This is a genomic window from Massilia sp. TWR1-2-2, from assembly GCF_049897565.1.
Lineage (GTDB): Bacteria > Pseudomonadota > Gammaproteobacteria > Burkholderiales > Burkholderiaceae_D > JAFCUW01.
The window spans coordinates 1-18,931 of record NZ_JAFCWM010000050.1; the positions used below are offsets into that span (position 1 = coordinate 1).

General features: G+C 65.2%; 22 protein-coding genes. 12 read left to right on the forward strand and 10 right to left on the reverse strand.

Going from position 1 to position 18,931, the window contains the following annotated elements:
* Positions 1-124: 124 nt before the first annotated feature.
* The 5 genes from ACP7DD_RS24945 to ACP7DD_RS24965 all read left to right on the forward strand — a co-directional run bounded on the left by ACP7DD_RS24945 (position 125) and on the right by ACP7DD_RS24965 (position 4,736).
* Entirely contained in the window at positions 125-424 is a 300-nt protein-coding gene (locus tag ACP7DD_RS24945; protein ID WP_426177891.1) for a hypothetical protein, read from the forward strand.
* A gap of 72 nt (positions 425-496) precedes the next feature.
* Positions 497-1,675 (forward strand): tetratricopeptide repeat protein, encoded by a 1,179-nt coding sequence (locus ACP7DD_RS24950; RefSeq protein WP_426177893.1) that lies wholly within the window; start codon positions 497-499, stop codon positions 1,673-1,675.
* On the forward strand, positions 1,672-2,805 hold the full coding sequence (locus tag ACP7DD_RS24955; protein ID WP_426177894.1) for a HupE/UreJ family protein: 1,134 nt from the start codon (positions 1,672-1,674) through the stop codon (positions 2,803-2,805). The genes ACP7DD_RS24950 and ACP7DD_RS24955 overlap by 4 nt, the downstream gene beginning before the upstream one ends.
* Positions 2,802-3,194 carry a DoxX family protein gene (locus ACP7DD_RS24960; protein ID WP_426177895.1) on the forward strand — a complete coding sequence of 131 codons (393 nt, stop codon included), beginning with the start codon at positions 2,802-2,804 and terminating at the stop codon, positions 3,192-3,194. Before ACP7DD_RS24955 ends, ACP7DD_RS24960 begins: the two co-directional genes overlap by 4 nt.
* 312 nt (positions 3,195-3,506) lie before the next feature.
* The gene (locus tag ACP7DD_RS24965) at positions 3,507-4,736 is read left to right on the forward strand and encodes an NCS2 family permease (RefSeq protein ID WP_426177925.1); all 1,230 of its coding nucleotides are present in this window, start codon (positions 3,507-3,509) and stop codon (positions 4,734-4,736) included.
* On the opposite strand, the gene ACP7DD_RS24970 is transcribed toward ACP7DD_RS24965, so the two are convergent.
* The 7 genes from ACP7DD_RS24970 to ACP7DD_RS25000 form a co-directional block, all read right to left on the reverse strand.
* Positions 4,733-5,176, reverse strand: coding sequence for a universal stress protein (locus tag ACP7DD_RS24970; RefSeq protein WP_426177897.1), 444 nt, complete (start codon positions 5,174-5,176; stop codon positions 4,733-4,735). The two genes, ACP7DD_RS24965 and ACP7DD_RS24970, sit on opposite strands and share 4 nt — an antisense overlap.
* A gap of 85 nt (positions 5,177-5,261) precedes the next feature.
* Positions 5,262-6,257 (reverse strand): bile acid:sodium symporter family protein, encoded by a 996-nt coding sequence (locus tag ACP7DD_RS24975; protein WP_426177899.1) that lies wholly within the window; start codon positions 6,255-6,257, stop codon positions 5,262-5,264.
* Positions 6,258-6,367: 110 nt separating this feature from the next.
* A complete protein-coding gene (locus ACP7DD_RS24980; protein ID WP_426177901.1) occupies positions 6,368-6,862 on the reverse strand; it encodes an arsenate reductase ArsC in 495 nt (164 codons plus the stop codon).
* Between the two features lie 171 nt (positions 6,863-7,033).
* The gene (locus ACP7DD_RS24985; protein WP_426177903.1) at positions 7,034-7,357 is read right to left on the reverse strand and encodes a thioredoxin family protein; all 324 of its coding nucleotides are present in this window, start codon (positions 7,355-7,357) and stop codon (positions 7,034-7,036) included.
* Positions 7,358-7,377: 20 nt separating this feature from the next.
* Positions 7,378-7,899 (reverse strand): YfiR family protein, encoded by a 522-nt coding sequence (locus ACP7DD_RS24990; protein ID WP_426177905.1) that lies wholly within the window; start codon positions 7,897-7,899, stop codon positions 7,378-7,380.
* A gap of 196 nt (positions 7,900-8,095) precedes the next feature.
* Positions 8,096-8,263, reverse strand: a complete 168-nt coding sequence (locus tag ACP7DD_RS24995; protein ID WP_426177907.1) for a hypothetical protein — start codon at positions 8,261-8,263, stop codon at positions 8,096-8,098.
* Positions 8,264-8,493: 230 nt separating this feature from the next.
* Positions 8,494-8,814 carry an antibiotic biosynthesis monooxygenase family protein gene (locus tag ACP7DD_RS25000; protein WP_426177909.1) on the reverse strand — a complete coding sequence of 107 codons (321 nt, stop codon included), beginning with the start codon at positions 8,812-8,814 and terminating at the stop codon, positions 8,494-8,496.
* A gap of 149 nt (positions 8,815-8,963) precedes the next feature.
* Here ACP7DD_RS25000 and ACP7DD_RS25005 point away from each other — a divergent pair, with 149 nt between their 5' ends.
* From ACP7DD_RS25005 to ACP7DD_RS25015, 3 genes are all read left to right on the forward strand, one after another.
* On the forward strand, positions 8,964-9,842 hold the full coding sequence (locus tag ACP7DD_RS25005; RefSeq protein ID WP_426177910.1) for a CPBP family intramembrane glutamic endopeptidase: 879 nt from the start codon (positions 8,964-8,966) through the stop codon (positions 9,840-9,842).
* Positions 9,839-10,312, forward strand: coding sequence for a MarR family winged helix-turn-helix transcriptional regulator (locus ACP7DD_RS25010; protein WP_426177912.1), 474 nt, complete (start codon positions 9,839-9,841; stop codon positions 10,310-10,312). Before ACP7DD_RS25005 ends, ACP7DD_RS25010 begins: the two co-directional genes overlap by 4 nt.
* 98 nt (positions 10,313-10,410) lie before the next feature.
* Entirely contained in the window at positions 10,411-11,664 is a 1,254-nt protein-coding gene (locus tag ACP7DD_RS25015; protein WP_426177913.1) for an MFS transporter, read from the forward strand.
* A gap of 13 nt (positions 11,665-11,677) precedes the next feature.
* On the opposite strand, the gene ACP7DD_RS25020 is transcribed toward ACP7DD_RS25015, so the two are convergent.
* The gene (locus tag ACP7DD_RS25020; protein WP_426177914.1) at positions 11,678-12,775 is read right to left on the reverse strand and encodes a glutathione-independent formaldehyde dehydrogenase; all 1,098 of its coding nucleotides are present in this window, start codon (positions 12,773-12,775) and stop codon (positions 11,678-11,680) included.
* A 168-nt stretch (positions 12,776-12,943) separates the two neighbouring features.
* Here ACP7DD_RS25020 and ACP7DD_RS25025 point away from each other — a divergent pair, with 168 nt between their 5' ends.
* The gene (locus ACP7DD_RS25025) at positions 12,944-13,447 is read left to right on the forward strand and encodes a type II toxin-antitoxin system HicB family antitoxin (RefSeq protein ID WP_426177915.1); all 504 of its coding nucleotides are present in this window, start codon (positions 12,944-12,946) and stop codon (positions 13,445-13,447) included.
* A gap of 24 nt (positions 13,448-13,471) precedes the next feature.
* On the opposite strand, the gene ACP7DD_RS25030 is transcribed toward ACP7DD_RS25025, so the two are convergent.
* Together ACP7DD_RS25030 and ACP7DD_RS25035 are read right to left on the reverse strand one after the other, a co-directional pair.
* Positions 13,472-14,086, reverse strand: coding sequence for an SCO family protein (locus ACP7DD_RS25030; protein ID WP_426177917.1), 615 nt, complete (start codon positions 14,084-14,086; stop codon positions 13,472-13,474).
* A gap of 2 nt (positions 14,087-14,088) precedes the next feature.
* A complete protein-coding gene (locus tag ACP7DD_RS25035; RefSeq protein WP_426177919.1) occupies positions 14,089-15,393 on the reverse strand; it encodes a selenium-binding protein SBP56-related protein in 1,305 nt (434 codons plus the stop codon).
* Positions 15,394-15,547: 154 nt separating this feature from the next.
* Between ACP7DD_RS25035 and ACP7DD_RS25040 the strand changes: the two genes are divergently transcribed.
* The 3 genes from ACP7DD_RS25040 to tnpA form a co-directional block, all read left to right on the forward strand.
* Positions 15,548-17,212 carry an alkaline phosphatase family protein gene (locus ACP7DD_RS25040; protein WP_426177921.1) on the forward strand — a complete coding sequence of 555 codons (1,665 nt, stop codon included), beginning with the start codon at positions 15,548-15,550 and terminating at the stop codon, positions 17,210-17,212.
* Between the two features lie 267 nt (positions 17,213-17,479).
* Positions 17,480-18,838 (forward strand): TonB-dependent receptor plug domain-containing protein, encoded by a 1,359-nt coding sequence (locus tag ACP7DD_RS25045; RefSeq protein ID WP_426177923.1) that lies wholly within the window; start codon positions 17,480-17,482, stop codon positions 18,836-18,838.
* Positions 18,780-18,931 (forward strand): IS66 family insertion sequence element accessory protein TnpA (gene tnpA / locus ACP7DD_RS25050; RefSeq protein ID WP_426177926.1); only part of this gene is annotated, 152 nt, incomplete at its 3' end. The genes ACP7DD_RS25045 and tnpA, both read left to right, overlap by 59 nt.

Consider the following 18,931-nt stretch of genomic DNA (forward strand, 5'->3'; position numbering starts at 1 on the left):
CGATGCACCAGCTGGCGGTGCAGCGCTGACCGATGGCGTGCGCAAGACCGCTGCCGACTTCAAGGGCGTGTTCCCGTACCTGAACACCCCGCTGCCGGGCAATAACTAAGTCGAGGAGACACATATGACCCTACTTACATCCCTCGGCCGCAAGCGGGCCGCAGCCATCGCAGTGACCGTGCTGGCAGCTGCCGGCCTGGCCGCCTGCGGTGGCGACGGCGACGACTACCGCGCACCGGACGCACCGGTGCCGGCGCCGACGCCGACACCGACGCCAACTCCGGTGCCGGCAATCGACGCCTTCTTCGCGGCCGTCAGCGCGCTGATCGGCACGTCATCTCCGGAAGACACCGAGCCTGGCGCTACTGTAGAATCGCTCGTCGCCACGTCACCGGAAGACACTGAGCCGCAGCCAGTCTCGTAATCGTCACTGCGGCAGATCCGGCTGGAACCCCGCTTTTGCGAGCGGGGTTCCAGCCTTTTTCATAAGGGCTTCATGAACGTCCTCCTTTTTTTCGCCATGACCGCATTGGTCTACGCGTTCGCCGGCGCCTGCGCCGCGGCCCCCTACATCCCCAGCGACGGCAGCAAAGTGGTCGAACGCCTGCCGTCGCGCGCCAGCCCGATCCAGCGCGAGCTGATGTCTCTGCGCGCCGAACTGACCCGCAATCCAAAGGACCTCGAGCGCGCCACCACGCTCGCCCGCCGCTATATCGAACAGGCGCGCATCGAAGGCGATCCACGCTACCTCGGTTACGCCGAGGCGGCGCTGGCGCCGTGGTGGCAGCAGAGGCAGGCGCCTGACCAGGTGCTCGTGCTGCGCGCCACGCTGCGCCAGAGCACCCACCAGTTTGCGCTGGCCCTGTCCGACCTCGACACCGCGCTGCAGCGCGACAGCGGCAACGCGCAAGCATGGCTCACGCGCGCCACCGTGCAAAGCGTTACCGGCGACTACGCCGGCGCCAAGGGCAGTTGCATGCGCCTGCATTCGCGCGCGCCGGCGCTGGTGGTGCAGACGTGCTTGTCGAGCGTTGGCAGTGTCAATGGCGAAGCGAGGGCGAGCAGCGCCGCGCTGAAAACGTCGTTGGCGCACCATCCCGATACCGACGCCGAAACGCGCGTCTGGGTACAAACGCTGCTGGCCGAAATGGACGCGCGCCTCGGCGACGCCGCCGCCGCCGACGCCCTGTTCCGCCAGGCGCTGGGCGCCGGCGAACCGGACAGCTACCTGCTGGCCGCCTACAGTGACTTTCTGCTTGACCGCGGTCGCGCGCCGGAAGTGGCCAGGCTGCTCAAGGACAAAGGCCGCATCGACGCGCTGTTGCTGCGCTACGCGATCGCGCTCAAGGCGATGGGCGCGGCCGACGCGCAGGCGCAGGCCGCCGCGCTGCGCAGCCGTTTCGACGCCGCCGTGCTGCGCGGCGACACCGTGCACCAGCGCGAGCAGGCGCGCTTCGAACTGGCGCTGCGCGGCGACGCGCAAAGCGCGGTGCGGCTGGCCAAGCTCAATTGGGCCGTGCAAAAAGAGCCGGCCGACCTGCGCATCCTGGTCGAGACGGCCGTCGCCAGCGGCGACCGCGCCGCGGCGCAGACGGCGCTGGACTGGATCGCCAAAACGAAACTGGAAGACCGGACCATTGCCGCGGCATTGGCCAAACTGAAAGCGAAAGCATGATGCGGCGCTGGTTGGCCGCCCTGCTGGCACTGGCGATGGCGCTGTGCGCCCTCCCTGCGCTGGCCCACAAACCGAGCGATAGCTACCTGGCGCTGAAGGTCACCGGCAAGCAAGTCGACGGCCAGTGGGACATCGCGCTGCGCGACCTCGACATGGCAATCGGGCTCGATACCGACGGCAACGGCGAGCTGACGTGGGACGAAGTACGCGCCAAGCACGCGGACATCGCCGCCTACGCGATGTCGCGCCTGGCCGTCGGCAGCGCCGGCAGCGCCTGCCCCATGACGGTAACGGCGCACCTGCTCGACGACCACAGCGACGGCGCCTACGCGGTGCTGCGCCTGCAGGCTGTCTGCGCCGCCGACGTGACGACGCTCGACGTCGACTACAAGCTACTGTTCGACATCGACCCGCAACACAAGGGACTGCTGCGCTTCGAGCACGGCGCGGTCACGTCGACGGCGATCTTCACCCCGGCCAACGCGCGCCAGTCGCTGCAGGTGGCCGACCCGTCGCGCTGGCGCCAGTTCGCCGACTACGTCAAGCACGGCGTGTGGCACATCTGGATCGGCTTCGACCACATCCTGTTCCTGCTGGCGCTGTTGCTGCCGGCGGTACTGGTACGCAAGGGCAGCACGTGGGACGGCGGCGCGGCGCTGCGGCCGGCGGCGATCGACGTGCTGAAGATCGTCACCGCCTTCACGCTGGCGCATTCGATCACGCTGACGCTGGCGGCGCTTGGCGTGCTGGCGATTCCATCGAGGGTGGTGGAGTCGGTGATCGCGGCGTCGGTGGCGCTGGCGGCGGCCAACAACATCTGGCCGCTGTTTCGCGGCCACCGCGCCGGCGCCGCGTTCGCGTTCGGCCTGCTGCACGGTTTCGGCTTTGCCAGCGTGCTGCTCGACCTGGGCCTTCCGTCTTCGTCGCTGCTGCTGTCGCTGGTGGGCTTTAACGTCGGCGTCGAAGTCGGACAGATCGCCATTGTCGCCGTGTTCCTGCCGCTCGCCTACCTGGCGCGCAATACCGCGTTCTACCGCAAGGCGGTGCTGGTGGGCGGCTCGGTGCTGATCCTGGCGATCGCCCTGGTGTGGCTGGCCGAACGGGTGCTCGACCTGAAGATCGTGTCGTGACAATCGGGCGCGTGCTGCTGGCGGCGTTTTTCCTCGTCGGCGGCGTGATGCACTTCGTGCTGCCGGACGCCTACGCCCGCGTGATGCCGCCCTGGCTTGGCTGGCACGCCGAAGTGGTCGCCATCAGCGGGGTGTGCGAGATCGCCGGCGGCGTCGGCGTGCTGGTGTCGCGCGTGCGGCGCCCCGCCGGCTGGGGGCTGATCGTGTTGTCGATCGCCGTGCTGCCGGCGAACGTGCAGATGCTGCTTAACGGCCTGGCGGACAGCCGGCCGGCGTGGCAGATCGCGTTGCTGGTTGTGCGGCTGCCGTTGCAGGCAGCGTTGATCTGGTGGATCTGGCGCGTGGCCGTCCGCAATGCTGGGGTCAGGTCTGACATTCCGACAAAATAATGGGGTCAGGTCTGACAATCGGACAAATTCGCGGGGTCAGCTCTTACCACTGCACATTTGTTGAGCTAAATAGCCGTGCTCAGGCGACGATTTCTGGCATTGCGGGAATCTTGTACATATCACGCGCTTCGAAATGTCCGAATGTCAGACCTGACCCCAGCAAAATGTCTGGATGTCGGACCTGACCCCAGCGTTGGATATTGCTGGCTGGCGCTATACTGGCGGGCGTCTAACCTGATCGGGAGCCCCACAGTGTCACTGGAAACCTTCTTCAAGCTCAAGGAGAGCGGCAGCGACGTGCGCACGGAACTGATGGCCGGCCTGACCACGTTCCTGACGATGGCGTACATCATCTTCGTCAACCCGACCATCCTCGGCGACGCCGGCATGCCGAAGGACGCGGTGTTCGTCGCCACCTGCCTGGCCGCCGCGATCGGCACCTTGATCATGGGCCTGTACGCCAATTACCCGATCGGCATGGCGCCCGGCATGGGCTTGAACGCCTATTTCGCCTACGCCGTGGTGCTGGGCATGGGCGTGCCGTGGCAGACGGCGCTCGGCGCGGTGTTCCTGTCGGGCTGCCTGTTCGTGCTGGTGAGCGTGCTGGGTTTGCGCGAGATGATCGTCAACGGCATTCCGCCGTCGTTGCGCACCGCCATCACGGTCGGCATCGGCATGTTGCTGGCGCTGATCGCGCTCAAAAGCGCCGGCCTCGTGGTGGCCAACCCGGCGACGATGGTCACCGCCGGCGACCTGCACAAGGCGCCGGCGCTGATGGCCATCTTCGGCTTTCTGCTGATCGTCACGCTGGACCGGCTGAAGGTCAAGGGCGCGATCCTGATCGGCATCATCGCCGTCACGGTGCTGAGCTTTTTCTTTGGCGGCAACAAGTTCAACGGCCTGGTGTCGGCGCCGCCGTCGATCGCGCCGACCTTGCTGCAGCTGGACGTGCCGGCCGCGCTGTCGATGGGCGTGCTGAACGTGGTGCTGGTGTTCTTCCTCGTCGAGCTGTTCGACGCCACCGGCACCTTAATGGGCGTGGCCAACCGCGCCGGCCTGCTGGTCGAGGGCAAGATGAAGCGGCTGAACAAGGCGCTGCTGTCGGACAGCGTGGCGATCGTCGCCGGCTCGGCGCTGGGCACCTCGAGCACCACCGCCTACATCGAAAGCGCGGCCGGGGTGCAGGCCGGCGGTCGCACCGGCCTGACCGCGGTGACGGTGGCGGTGCTGTTCCTGGCGTGCCTTTTCATAGCCCCGCTGGCCGGCGTGGTGCCGGCGTATGCCACCGCGCCGGCGCTGCTGTTCGTCGCCTGCCTGATGTTGCGCGAACTGGGCGAGATCGACTGGAGCGACACCACCGAAAGCGTGCCGGCGGCGATCACCGCGCTGGTGATCCCGTTCACCTACTCGATCGCCGAGGGCATCGCCTTCGGCTTCATCACCCACGCGGTGCTGAAACTGACGACCGGCCGCGCGCGCGAGGTCAAGCCGGTGGTGTGGATCATTGCCGCGGTGTTCGTGTTCCGCTTCGCCTACCTCTAGGGTTTGGCCGGCGCGCCGGCGATCACCACCAGGATACTGCACGGCGCACTTTCGAGCAGCAAGGCGTCGTCCGCCTCGCCCCACCAGCGCGCCAGCCGGCTGCGGTGGTGGTGGCCCACCACGATCAGGTCGCTGCCGAGCGCGCGCGCGCAGGTGGCGATATGACTGGCGGGGTCGCCGAACACCAGCTGGCCTTCGGCGTCGATGTGGCGCGACTTGAGCCAGTCGACGCCTTCCTGCAGCACCCGCATCGCGCCCTGGTGGTCGTCGAACAGCAGCGCCGCGCCGGGCGACTCGAGCGCCAGGTCGACACCGGTACTGCGCAAGATCGCCAGCAAGTGGGTGCGCGCCTTCATCGCCAGCGCCACATCGGCGCCTTCGGTGAGCGCATTGCGGCCCTCTTCGGTGCCGTCGTAACAAAGCAAGATGTTGCGATACATGATCGAATTTTCTTGACATGCTCATTATATTCGCCATGCCACAAAAAGACTGCCGACAACGCAAATCGTACGGGTCGTTGATCGTTCAGTCGAAGCGTTTGCCGTAGTGCTGCGCCAGCACCGCGCACACCATCAGCTGGATCTGGTGGAACACCATCAGCGGCACGATCAGCACGCCGAGCGACGAGGTGGCAAACAGCACTTTTGCCATCGGCACGCCGCTGGCCATGCTTTTCTTCGAACCGCAAAACACGATCGCGATCTGGTCTTCCCTGGAAAACCCGAGGCGCCGGCTGACCAGGATGGTGGCGCCCATTGCCAGCGCCAGCAGCACGCAGCTGAACAGCGCCAGGTTGACCAGCGTGCCCGGCGTCAGCTTCTGCCACAGGCCCTGCCCAACCGCCTCGGAAAACGCGCCATACACCACCAGCAGGATCGAGCTCTGGTCGACATACCTGAGCGTGTTCTTGTGGCGGTCGACCCACGGCCCGATCCAGCGCCGCGCGAACTGGCCGGCGACGAACGGCAGCAGCAGCAACTGCGCAAACGAGATGATCGCGTCGAGCGACGAGGCCTGGCCGGCGGCGCCGTGCATCAGCAGCGCGCCCACCAGCACCGGGGTCAGGAAGATGCCGATGAAGTTCGACGCCGACGCGGCGCACACGGCGGCGGCGACATTGCCGCGCGCCAGCGCGGTGAAGGCGATCGACGACTGCAAGGTCGACGGCAGCGCGCACAAGAACAGGATGCCGAGGTACAGTTCCGGCGTGAGCAAGCTCAGCGCCAAAGGCTTCAGCAGCAGGCCGAGCAGCGGGAACATGACGAAGGTGCACGCCAGCACCAGCAGGTGCAGGCGCCAGTGGGTGAAGCCGGCCTTGACGGCCGCACCGGAGAGCTTGGCGCCGTGCAGGAAAAACAGGGCGCCGATGGCCACCGTGGTGACATGGCCGAGCACGCGCGCGGTCTCGCCGGCGGCCGGCCAGAAGGTGGCGGCGACCATCGCGAGCATCAGCGCGCTAGTGAAAAAATCAGGAGTCAGGCGGCGCAGCAAGGCAAAGCGCGGAGGCGAGGAGACGGTCATGCGTGGAAATTTTCGAGAATTGGGACGGCGCCGGGCTGGGCCGTTCGACACCAGCTGTCGATTCTACCGGCAATGCCGTTCCCGCGGTGCAACAACCTGATTGCCGCGGCTTACGGCGTGCCGGTCGGCTTCAGGCAGCCACAGGCGGTGTCGGCATCGAGCTTGTCGTAAGGCACCGCGACCAGCGCCTTGACGGCCGCTTCCAGCTGCTCGCATACCTGGGCGAACACGGCGCGCACGTCGGCGTCACTGCCCTCAACCATGCCGGGCGAACACAAATCCCAGAACGCTTCGACCGGATTGCCAGGCCAGGCGGGATGGCGCTCGCCGACGACTTTGCTGCACACGCCTATCAGCACCTGCAGCGGCGGCGCGCTGGGGCCGACGAACCTGGTCCACGATTTGCTAGCCAGCCCATCGGTGGGATAGCCGCGCAAGCGCAGCTGTTCGAGCGCCAGCGGATTGACGCGGCCGGTCGGATGGCTGCCGGCGCTGTGCGCAATAAAACCATCGCCGCCGAGCCGCTTCAAGATAGCCTCGGCCATGATGCTGCGGGTTGAGTTTCCGGAAGACAGAAATAAAACGTTAATGCACTGCTCGTTCACGCTTGGTCCTGACGCTCTTGAATGACGCCCGGTGTCGCGGGACGGCGTGCCTGCTGAAGTTTGCAGGCAGCGCTTAGGATTGTACTGCCGAGCAGCCAGGCCGAGGAGTAGGATGTGTTTCCCTTGTCAAGTAGGATCGATCCTACTAGCCGGCCAGATAAGCAACGACAGTCATAGTTGGGCGGCCTGGTCGAGCGCCGTGCTGACCTCGGCGCGGTCGGCAGGCCGCACCACCCGCGCCAGTTCCTTGCCGTTCTTCAGGATCACCAGGGTGGGCCACAGCTTGACCTTGAACGAGCGTCCCAGCTTGCGTCCGCTGCCGTCCTCTACCTTGATGTGGCGCACCGCCGGCTGGTCGGCCAGCGCGGCGGCGATGAGCGGCGAGCCGGCCTTGCAGTAGCCGCACCAGTCGGTGCCGAATTCCAGCGCGACGGTGCCTGGCAAGGCGTCGATGGCGTCGCGCTCGGGCTGGATGGGGTCGTATGGTGTGCTCATGGCGGCTCCTCGAAAAATGGCTAAGTTACAAGCCTACCCGAAAACCCCATCGCGCGGCTTCCTGCTTCCTGGCGGCCGCTGCGCTGCACCTTGTAAGCCACGGCCAGTAAGCGCGAGCTGAGCTTGAGGTTGCTCTTTTCGGCCGCATCGAGCGACACCTCGAAGCGCACCCGCTCGTCGACGACGCGGAATTTGATGACGCTGTCATGGCGCAGGTTGCGCGCGGTTTCGGTCACCGTCAGCACCGGCGCCTGGCGCACCGCGGCCAGCGCTTTTTCGACCTCGCCGGCATCGCCATCGCCGATGAACAGCATATGCACCCTGCCGGGCGACTCGCCGGCGCGCACCTTGCGCACCGCCACGGCGCGGCCATGCATGCTGCGCCCGGCCGAGATCCTGGCCAGTTTCTCGGCGACCTCGTCGGCGAAGAGAACGGCGATCACGAGCGGCTCGCCGGCGGCCGGCGCCGCCGCTTGCGGATAGTCGACATAGCCGAGGAACTTGTACAGGAAGGCGGCCTTGACGTTGCGTTCGAGGTTCACCCGGCAGCGCCGGACTGCGCGCCAACGGCCGAGTAGCAGACGGACACCAGCAGCACACAGCTGAGCGCCATGGCCAGCAGCCCCGGCAGGCGCAGGGCGCGGCCGGCACGACCGCGCGACGGCGCCGCGCAGAACGCATTCCCGTGCAGCCCAAGGGGGAGCGAAATGTCATATCGTCAGAAACGCTGGGACAGTTTCAGCATGACGTTGCGCTCGAACACGCTGCGTCCCGGGGCGCCGCCAAATTCGGCGCCATGCGCAGCGTCTCGGGCAAGGTGCGCGCGCCGCTGCGGCGAATGTCGCTGGCGCTGATGGTGGTGATCGACGCGGCGGCGTGCGCCAGCTTTTCTTCCTGGCGCGACACCGAGGTAACGACGACGTTGCTCAGTTATTCGAGCGACAGGTCCGACAGCTCGCTCGAGTCCGGTGCGGCAAACGCTCCCGACACGGCCAGCGCGCAGGCGGACATCGCGACAAAATGTTTATTCGAGCGCATAGGATCATCCGCTTTTTTTCTGCTGCCAGCAGCGCGCCGACCACCGGCTTAGTTTGCAAACTGAAGCAGGGCGAAACTATATAACGGTGGTATTACATTCAGGCAAAAAAACTGTAATCGTGCTCGACTTTGCAAATACGTGTCTTGTAAGCCGCATACCAGTTGTCGCGTCCCAATTTCTGTGCTGCCAGATGGGCGCCATCGCGCTTCCAGGCGGCGATCGCTTCGAGGCTGTCCCAGTACGACACGGTGATGCCGACCTCTTCGCGCGCCGACTCGACGCCGAGAAAGCCCGGCTGCGCGGCGGCGCTGGCCACCATGGCGTCGCTCATGGCGGCGTAACCTTCTTCAACGTCGGTGCGCACGGACGTGAAGATCACTGCGTAGTACGGCGCCGACGGCGTGTTCGCAAGTGGCATGAGTCGCTCCAAGGAGATGGGAATGCCATTTTGCACGCTGGTGTCAGGTCTGACAATCGGACATTTGTAGTTCTTTAAAATTTACTTTACCGATTATATAAGCGCTGATATTATTTGCTTGCCTGCTCTCTCACCAACCGGAAATCACCATGTCGACCATGCATCTGCCGGCCGCCTCCTCCCCGTCCCGCCTCGCGCGCCTGCTGGAAATGCCGCCCGTGCGCCTGCTGCTCGGCATCATCGCGATCATGCTGCCGGTGGCGCTGACGATGGCGCTGACCCAGCAGTTGCTCGACAAGTCGCTGCGCCAGCTGTGGCCGCAACTGCTCGCCGCCGCCCTGTGCGTGGCGGCCTACGTCGTGTATGTGCACAAGGTGGAACGGCGCGCGGCGACCGAGTTGTCGCGCGTTGGCGCTGGCCGCGAACTGGGGTTCGGCGTGCTGCTGGGCTCAGCACTCTTTCTGCTGGCGGTCGGCGCCATTGGCGCCGCCGGCGCTTTCTACGTCACCGGGCACGCGCCCTGGACAGTCATGATCAAGCCATTCGCCGAGATGGTGCTGGTGGCATTTTTCGAGGAAATCCTGTTTCGTGCTCTTTTCTTCCGGATCATCGAGAACTGGCTGGGCAGCACGGTCGCGCTGGCGCTGTCGGGCCTGGTGTTCGCCCTGACCCACCTGCCAAATGACAACAGCACGCTGCTTACCTTCTTGATTACGGCGCTGGCCGGCGTCATGTTTTGCGCCGCCTACATGGTGACGCGCCGCCTGTGGCTGGCGATCGGCATCCACTTCATCTGGAACTTCATGGGGGAAGCCGTGTTTTCGCTGCCGGTATCGGGTCATCCGGCCAAAGGCATGCTGCAAGGCCAGCTGTCCGGCCCCGAATGGCTCAGCGGTGGAGCTTACGGCATCGAGGGATCGGCCATCACCCTGGCCGTGATCGGCGCTGCCGCGCTCTGGCTGCTGATCATTGCCGCTCGCGGCGGCCGGTTCATGGCGCCGGCATCGCGCCGCCGCGTGGCGCCATGAAACGCTCGCTGGGCACCCAGTTGCGCCACCTGATCGAACTGCTCGACGGAGCGGTCGGCGCCGCCTACGAGGAAGCGGGCCTCGCCTACCGGCCGCGCTATACGCCGGTGATGCGCGCGCTGATGCAAAACGAACCGGCCACCATCGGCCATATCGCCACGACGGCCGGGATCACCCAGCCGGCGGCGACGCAAACCATTGCGCTGATGGTCAAGGAAGGGCTGGTGACAACCGAAGCGGGAGTCCAGGATGGCAGGCAGAAGCTGATCCGCCTGAGCCCGCAGGGACGCGCGCTGCTGCCTAAGCTGCAGCAGTGCTGGCAGGCGACCGCTGCCGCCGCGGCCAGCCTGGAAGCCGAGTGCGCGCTGTCGGCGACGATCGAGGCGGCGATCGAGGCGCTCGCCGCCAGGCCGTATGGCGAGCGCATCCGCGCGGCGCGGGCTGCCATCGTCGCTTCAGGCAAGTCTTGAAGCCGCTGGCTTGCTAGCGCTGTTGGGCGTCAGTGAGGTACTCTTGCGCGCTAGTCATGCAATCAGAACGACGTAGCGCACTGCCAAGGAGAACCCAGTTGACCGTATCTTCCACACCGGGACCGAGCGTTTCGACGTTTGTGCCCGACTCGCCCGCTGCATGGCGACGATTGCTGATCGCCGTGGCAATCGCCACGATCGGCTGTGTCGGCACCTGGTCGATCGTCGTCATGCTGCCGAAGGTGCAGGCCGACTTCGGCGGCACGCGCGGCGCCGCATCGCTCGCCTACACTGCGGCGATGATCGGCTTTGGCGTCGGCGGCGTCTTGACGGGCCGCCTGACTGACCGCCTGGGCATCGTCCCGGCAATGGGGACCGGCATCCTGTCGCTGCTGCTCGGCTATCTTGGCGCCGGCATGTCGGCGGCGCTGTGGCAATTCGTGGCGGCGTACTTCTTCATCGGGCTGGGCGCATCGGCGACGTTTGCGCCGCTGATGGCCGAAGCGTCGCACTGGTTCGTGCGCCGGCGCGGCATCGCGGTGGGCATCGCCGGCAGCGGCTACTACCTTTCCGGCGCCCTCTGGCCGGCGCTGATCGAGCGCGGCATCGCCGACTACGGCTGGCGCATGACGCACATCGCCCTCGGCGTTTTTTGCGCGGCGGCGATGACGGTGCTCGTTCTCGTCTTCCGCTCGAGTGTCGGCAAGTCGCAGCCGCGCGCGCCGGGCGTGGCGAGCCGCCCCAGCGTCGATTTGCGTCTCAGCCCCAATGCACTGACGGCCATCCTGTCGGTCGCCAGCTTTGCCTGCTGCGTGGCGATGGCAATCCCGCACGTCCACATCGTCGCCTACTGCGGCGATCTCGGCTACGGCCTTGCGCGCGGAGTGGAAATGTTGTCGCTGATGCTGGCCCTGGGCGTGGTCAGCCGAATCGGCTCGGGCTATATCGCCGATCAGGTCGGCGGCCTCGCGACATTGCTGATCGGTTCGGTTGCACAGGCGGCCGCGCTTGGCATGTACCTGTTCTTCAACGGTCTCACGTCGCTATACGTGGTGTCCGCATTGTTCGGGCTTTTCCAGGGAGGAATCGTGTCGAGCTACGCCATTGTGGTTCGCGAGACGATGCCCGCCAGTGAAGCGGCAACGCGCGTCGGCACCGTGATCATGGTGTCGTTGCTCGGCATGTCGTTCGGCGGCTGGATTGGCGGTGTCATCTTCGACAAAACCGGATCGTATCAGGTGGCGTTTCTTAACGGGCTGGCATGGAATGCGCTCAATATCGTCATCGTGCTGCTGTTGCTGTTGCGCGCACGCCGTGCGAGGGTACCTCACCGCGCCGGCGTGCCTGGTTGATGATCCGTTGCCGTCAGCGGCCCGGCTTCAGTAATATTTTTGTCCAGCCCTCGTCGCGGGCATCGAAATGCTGGTAGCCGTCGGGCGCCTCGGCCAGCGGCAGCTCGTGCGAGACGATCATGGCGGGGTTCGCTTTGCCCTCATGGATTAACCTGGCGAGCATCCGGTTGTACGCCTTCACGTTGGCCTGCCCAGTGCCCATGGATAGGTCCTTCGTGAAGAACTGACCGAAATCGAAGGCCAGCTTGCCCTCTTTCTCCAGTGGGTCGACTCCGTTCGGATCCTGTGGCACGAACACGCCGACCACGCCGATCCTTCCGGTTGCTTTCACCGACTGCACCAGGTTGTTCATCGTCAGGTTCGGCTCCTCTTTGCCGTGGTAGCCGCAGCATTGATAGCCAACGCACTCGCAGCCGCAGTCAGCGCCTTTGTCCTCGGTCATGTCCTTTACCTGCTGCACCGCCGAACCATCCGAGTCGTCGATGGGGATTGCGCCCATCTTTTCCGCAAGCGCCAGGCGGTCCTTATGCATGTCCACTACCATCACCTTGGCCGCGCCCTTGATGACTGCGGAATGCGCCGCCATCAGGCCCACCGGGCCGGCGCCGTCAATCACCGCGTTGTCGCCTGGGCGCAAACGTGCGAGTTCGGTCGCGTGGTATCCGGTCGGGAAGATGTCGGACAGCATAACGTAGTCGTTTTCCTTCTCTTCGGCGTCTTCCGGGAGTATCAGGCAATTGAAATCCGCCCATGGCACGCGCAACAGCTCGGCTTGACCACCGGCGTAAGGCCCCATCTCGGCATAGCCGTATGCAGCGCCCGCCATTTCCGGATTGGGGTTGGCGTGCAGGCAGAATCCGGTGAGCCCACGCTCGCAGTTATGGCAACAACCGCACGCAATATTGAAGGGCAGGCAGACGCGGTCTCCCTGCTTCACCCGCCAGACGGCATCGCCGACCTCGACCACCACACCCATATTCTCGTGGCCGAATATCTTTCCCTGCTCGACGCTGGTGCGGCCTTCGTACATATGCAAGTCCGACCCGCAGATGTTGGTCGTCGTAATCTTCACCAGCACATCGGTCGGTTTCTCGATTGTCGCGTCAGGCACATCCTTGACGACGACGTTACGCGGTCCCTCGTAGACGACTGCTTTTCGTCAGAGTGATCAAGAAACAACTCGACATTAAGTGAGGCAGGCCCCCGAAAGGGCTTGCAATACATCACCGCACCACAGCTTCACTCAGTAGTGACTGAACAGGACCGCCAAGGAGGGCATATGCAATACCCAGCAAGTCTTACCCCGGTCGAGGATGGTGGATTTGTCGTTACGCTCCGCGACATTCCAGCAGCGATTACCCAGAAAGACGACGACGTCAAAGCGATGGAAATGGCTGCTGATGCGCTTCGCACCGCGATGGACTTCTATTTCGAGGATCGACGACCGGTACCACCTCCATCAGCTGCGCAGGAAGGCGAACGTTTGATCGCCCTGCCGCGTAGTGAATCTGTAAAGGTGCTGTTGTTGAATCGCATGCTCAAGGATCGAGTACGGCCAGCTGACCTGGCCCGCATGCTCCGTGTAAAGCCACAGGAAATCACCAGGCTTACTAAGCTGCACCACAACACTGAAATTGATACTCTGGCTGAAGCACTGGAAGCACTCGGCTGTGAGCTGATCATCCGGGCCCGACCGAAGGAACTTGCAGGCTTAGATCTTGACCCTACGCTGGACTCGGTGCAAATTGCAGCCAGCAACAATTCGTACGCACTGGCCGCCTAGCGAACAAAAAGCCCACCTCCGGACTTATTTGCGGCCGGGATTCCGCTCCATCAGCACCGTCTTGATATCGTTGAGCAGCACGCCCTGATGCAGGAACGCCGGCGTGTAAATCTCGCGCACGCTGCCGCCGGCGTCGATCAGGTAGACCTTCAGCATGTGCGTCAGCGTCGGCACGCGTTGGTTCGGCGGCTGCTCGGCCGCCACCGACACATCCTGGCCGAAGCCGTCCAGCAACGGCGCCAGCGCCTTGGCGGAACTGGTGGTCAGGAAATACCAGCGCACGCCACCACGGTCGCGCGCATCGGCGCCGCCATAGCTGCGCATCGCCTGCGGCGTATCGTACTGCGGATCGAAGCTCATGCTGACGAAACGCACGCGGCCGCGCAGCGAGCTGTCCTGGTCGATGACCTTTTTCAGGCCATGCAGCGTTTCATACGCCAGCGGGCACCCGCGCGCATCGGTGCAGTAGGTATAGATGAACGAAAACACCGTCACCATCCCGGTAGAAAACTCCGAGAAGCGGTGCACGCTGTCGAGCACCATGCCGTCGGGCGCGCGCAGGATGTGCTGCAGCTGGTAGCTGCCTGGCGGCGGCGGCACGAAGCCAGTTGCCACCACCGCCAGCAGCAAGGCGGCCATCGTCACCGCGCGGCAATGGCGCCGCCCTGCGCCGCCTTCGCGCCGAGCTTCATGTGATGCGCCCGCCCCAGCTTGAGCTTGTAGAAATCGACCTTGAAGGTTTCGGTCAATTCCTTGCCGTTCCAGGCGAACAGCTTGACGAACTGCTCGTCGTCGATGCCCTTCTTGTCCCATTTGGCCAGCAGCGAACTGCTGACGTAGACGCGCTTGCCGTCCCAGCTTTGCGAGATCATGTTGACCTGCGCGCCGGTTTTCTTGGCGTACGTCTGCTTCGGCGCCTCAGGGTTGGAGATGTCGAAGTAGCGCGTGGTGCCGTCCATGAAGGTGTTGACCCACAGGCCGCGGCTGTCGGCGGTGATCGACATGTCCACCGGCAGCGGGATCTTGGCCGCGTCGCCGATGGCGCCGACCGCTCTTGCCTGCCAGTCGCCGCGCGCATCCTTCTTCACCAGCCACAGCTGCGACGTCAGCGCGCTGGCCGTAATGGCCCAGTCGTCGCCCCCCTTCAGCGACCAGCGGATCTCCAGCGGCGCGCCAGGCACGCTGAACACCTTCTCCGGCTGCAACGACTTCAGGTTCCACAGCACCATGGTCGAGCCGAACTGCTTCATTGCGCCGGCGTCCTTCATCAGCGCGCCGAGGTCCGTCATATAATTCTTGTGGCCGGTGAAGCTCGACGTCAGCATGACGTTGCGGGCGGGATTGAAGGCGATGTCGTAGCCGTAGCCGTCGCCGCCTTTGCTGGTCGGCATGTCGACCTTGCTGATGAACACGCCCTTGTTGCTGTACAGCGCCATGCCGGTCGCGCCGCCCTTGTCCTTCGCGTTCGACAGCGCGCCGATCAGCATGCGCCCCGGCAGCGCGTGGAAAGTGTGCGGCCCGACCAGGCCCGAGCGTGCGGCGAAGTCGCCGATCGTCGTCACCAGCTTCGGCTTGCCCGGATCGCTGTGGATGTCGAACACGTAGATCTTGCTGTCGTCGAGGCCGCCGGCCCACAGGAAGCGGCGGTCGTCGGTAAAGCCCGCGTGGTGCGCCTCGCCGCGCGCACCGACCGACATTTGCGCTACCACCTGGCCGAATTTTTTCGATGCCGGATTGACGTCGAGCGTGACGAGCTTGTCGGAGCCGTCGCCCATGCCGGCTACGCCCAGCGTCCACACGTACAGGAAGTCTTCCTGCCCCTTGATCAGGTTGGTGATGTAGGGCGAGTTGCACGTTTCGTCGGCCAGCACGGGCGCGCTGCCGACAGTGGCGCCCACGGCGACAGCGGCGAGCGCAATGGCCCGCAAGAATGGTCCAGGATGCATGTGCCGATCTCCGGTGAACAAGGCCAATCTGCAATGTACGCTTGCCGCTGTGTTTACAATCCTAGCACTTGAATCAGCTTGATTTATTGTGCGGGCGAACGTTGCCATCGTTTATGATTCGCTATCGATCCACCAACCTGAAGCACTAGCGACTATGACAAGCAAGCACTGGCTGAGCGCCCCCCTCCTGATCACCTGCCTGGCGGCGAGCCAGGCGCTGGCGGCGGCGCCGGAAGTCAAAGAAATGGCGCAGCCGAAACTGGTGGTGGTGCTGGTCGTCGACGGCCTGCCGAACGAACAGGTGCTGCGCTACCGCCACCAGTTCGGCGCCGGCGGCTTCCGTCGGCTGCTCGAGCAAGGCGCGTCGTTCAACAATGCGCACCAGGCGCACGGCATCACCGTCACCGCGGTCGGCCACGCCGCGGTGCTGACCGGCGCCTACCCTTACCAGCACGGCATCGTCGGCAACGGCTGGGTCGATCCGGCCACCAAAAAGCAGATGTACTGCACCGAAGACACCGCCCACACGTACATCGGCGAAGAGACCAAGCCGGACGACGGCACCTCGCCGGCCAACCTGCGCGTCGACACGCTGGGCGACCAGCTGCGCTACGCCAGCGGCGACCGCGCCAAGGTGATCACCGTGGCCGGCAAGGACAGGAGCGCCATCCTGCTGGCCGGTAAAACCGGCACCGCCTACATCTACATGGACAAGACCGGCAACTTCGCCAGCAGCACCTACTACATGGCCGCGCACCCGCAATGGGTGCAGAGCTACCAGGCGAGCCGGCCGCAGGACCGTTACTACGGCAAGTCGTGGACGCCGCTGCTGGCCGATTCCGCCTACGCCCAGGATGCCGGCGACGAGTTCTATCCGGCCAAGCCAAACATGCGCAATCGCCTGCCGATGCTGTATTCGAGCGACAGCGGCAAGCCCGATGCGCCCTACTATCTGCGCCTGAAGACCGGCCCCGCGGTCGACGAGCTGACGCTCGACTTCGCGCGCGCCGCGATCGAAGGCGAGAACCTGGGCCGCAATCCGGCCGGCGTGCCCGACATCCTCGGCGTGAGCCTGTCGGCGCACGACTACGTCAACCACTCGTTCGGCCCCGAGAGCAAGATGTCGCATGACCACCTGCAGCAACTGGACCGCCTGCTGGCGAAGTTTTTCGGCTTTCTCGACCAGCGCATCGGCATGGACAACGTGATGGTGGTGCTGACGGCCGACCATGGCTTTACCAACGTGCCGGAATTTGCCGCGGCGCGCAAGCTCGATGCGCGCCGGCTCGACGGCAAGAAGATGGTGGCGGCGCTGAACAAGCACCTGGCCGACAGGTACGGCGCCGACAAGCTGGTGGTGGCGTTTTCGCTGCCGAACATCCAGCTCGACTACGCGCTGATCGACCAGCGCGGCCTCAAGCGCGCCGACGTCGAGGATGCCGCCGCCACGTTCCTGCAGGCGACCAACGGCATCGCCCACGTCTACACGCGCACGCAGATGGCATCGGGCGCCCTGCCCGCCACGCGGCTGTCGATGCTGATGCAGCGCGCGTGGGACGAGCAGCGATCCGGCGACCTGGTGGTGATCACCAAGCCGTTCTGGTACTTCGGCGGCGGCAGCACTGGTTCATCGCACGGCACGCCGTACACCTACGACAGCAACGTGCCGCTGGTCTTCATGGGCAAGCGCTGGTTCAAGCCGGGCGTCTACGGCCAGTATGCGGAAGTAGCCGACATCGCGCCGACGCTGGCGCACCTGCTGCGGCTTCGTCCGCCGGCCGCATCTGAAGGCCGCGTGCTGACCGAAACGCTGCGCTGATCGCGCGGCCGGCTGCCGCCGCAGGCCGCTCGGCACCGCATGCGCGCCGCATCACCCATTTGCCAAGCGGCTGGCTTGCCGAAGGAGCGCGATCATCGGAAGAAGACGATCTCGCTACGTACCGGTGGCAGCGATTCCCGCCTTCGCGGGAACGACGTGAGAACTGCCACTGACGACCTGCCTGCGGCGTATCGACAGATAAGGTGACGCTGTACTTGCCGCACAGAACTCTTTATCCTGTGATACCTCGTATCGCACCGAGCTCACATGACTTTGCGCCGCACCGCGTCCCCCGCCCGCCTTTCCCGCTTGCTGCTTGCCGGTTCGCTCACTTGCGCAGGCGTCGCCGCGCAAACCGTGCCGGCGCCGGCGGCCGACACGAAGCCGCCGGTGAAGAAGGAAGAACCGGGCCCACCGCCGCCTGCCGGCCTCGAAAGCGCCACCGTCATCGTCAGCGCCGAGCGCCCGACCAACCGCATCGACCGCCAGCTCTACGACATCAAGGCCGACGTCGGCGCCAACAACGGCTCGGCCGCGGACGCGTTCAACAACGTGCCGTCGGTAGCGGTCGACCCGGACGGCACGCTGACCTTGCGCGGCAGCGCCAACGTGACGATCCTGATCGACGGCAAGCCGTCGGCGATGATGCAAGGCGATAACCGCGCCGCGACCCTGGCGTCGATGCCGGCCGAGGACATCGAGTCGATCGAAGTGATCAACAACCCCGGCGCGCAGTTCGGCAACGAGGCTGGCGGCGGACCGATCCTCAACATCATCATGAAACGCACGCGCAAGCCGGGCGGCTTCGGCGCCGTCAGCGCCAACGGCGGCTCGGCCGGCCGCTACAACGCGGCCGTGTCGGGCAGCTATCACGCCGGCCGCTTCGGCGTGCAGGGCGGCGCCAACGTACGCCACGACGGGCGCAACTCGATCGCCGCGGCCGACCGCGTCCGCACCGACCCCATCACCAGGCTCGCCTCGCACAGCGCCCGGGAGTCGCGCTCGACCGGCCTGAACGACTCGGCCGGTCTCAACGCGCTGGTGACGTACAACCTCGGCGCCACCGACGCGCTCGGCGCCAACGTCGCTTACTCGCGCCGCACCAACGACGCGCTCAATGAAGACCGGTATGTCAATTTCGGCCAGGACGACATCGCCGACAGCAATTACCTGCGCACCACCTTGCGCACCGGCAGCGGCGAGACGCGCAGCGGCGGCGCACGCTACGAACGCAAGGGAGAGATCCCGGGCGAGCTGCTCAAGCTCGACCTGCGCATGTCGTCGGCCGGCAGCAGCAGCGACGCCGTCTACGCGAATGCCTACACGGTGCGTCCGGCCGGCGTGCGCGACAGCCGCAGCCGCCAGGCCAACCAGGCCGACTCGCGCATCGTCGACTTCACCGGCGACTACGAGCGACCGGGCGACCAGGGCGTGCTCAAGCTGGGCTACAAGCTGGCGAAAAACAGCAACGAGTTCGACGTGCGCTACACCGTAAGCGTCCAGCCCATCCACCTTCCATTGCCGATTTGGGGTGGCCATACTCCAGTTTTCAAAATGGAGATTTGGGATGGCGGATACAGAACGAGCGGCCTTGTGGGAGGGGCGCGTAGCGCAGTGGCGCGATAGCGGTCAGTCGCAGCGAGCCTTTGCATTGAATCATGGCTACCCCCAGCGGCAGCTGAACTATTGGGCCCGCCGCTTAAGCACGGTCGATGCGGC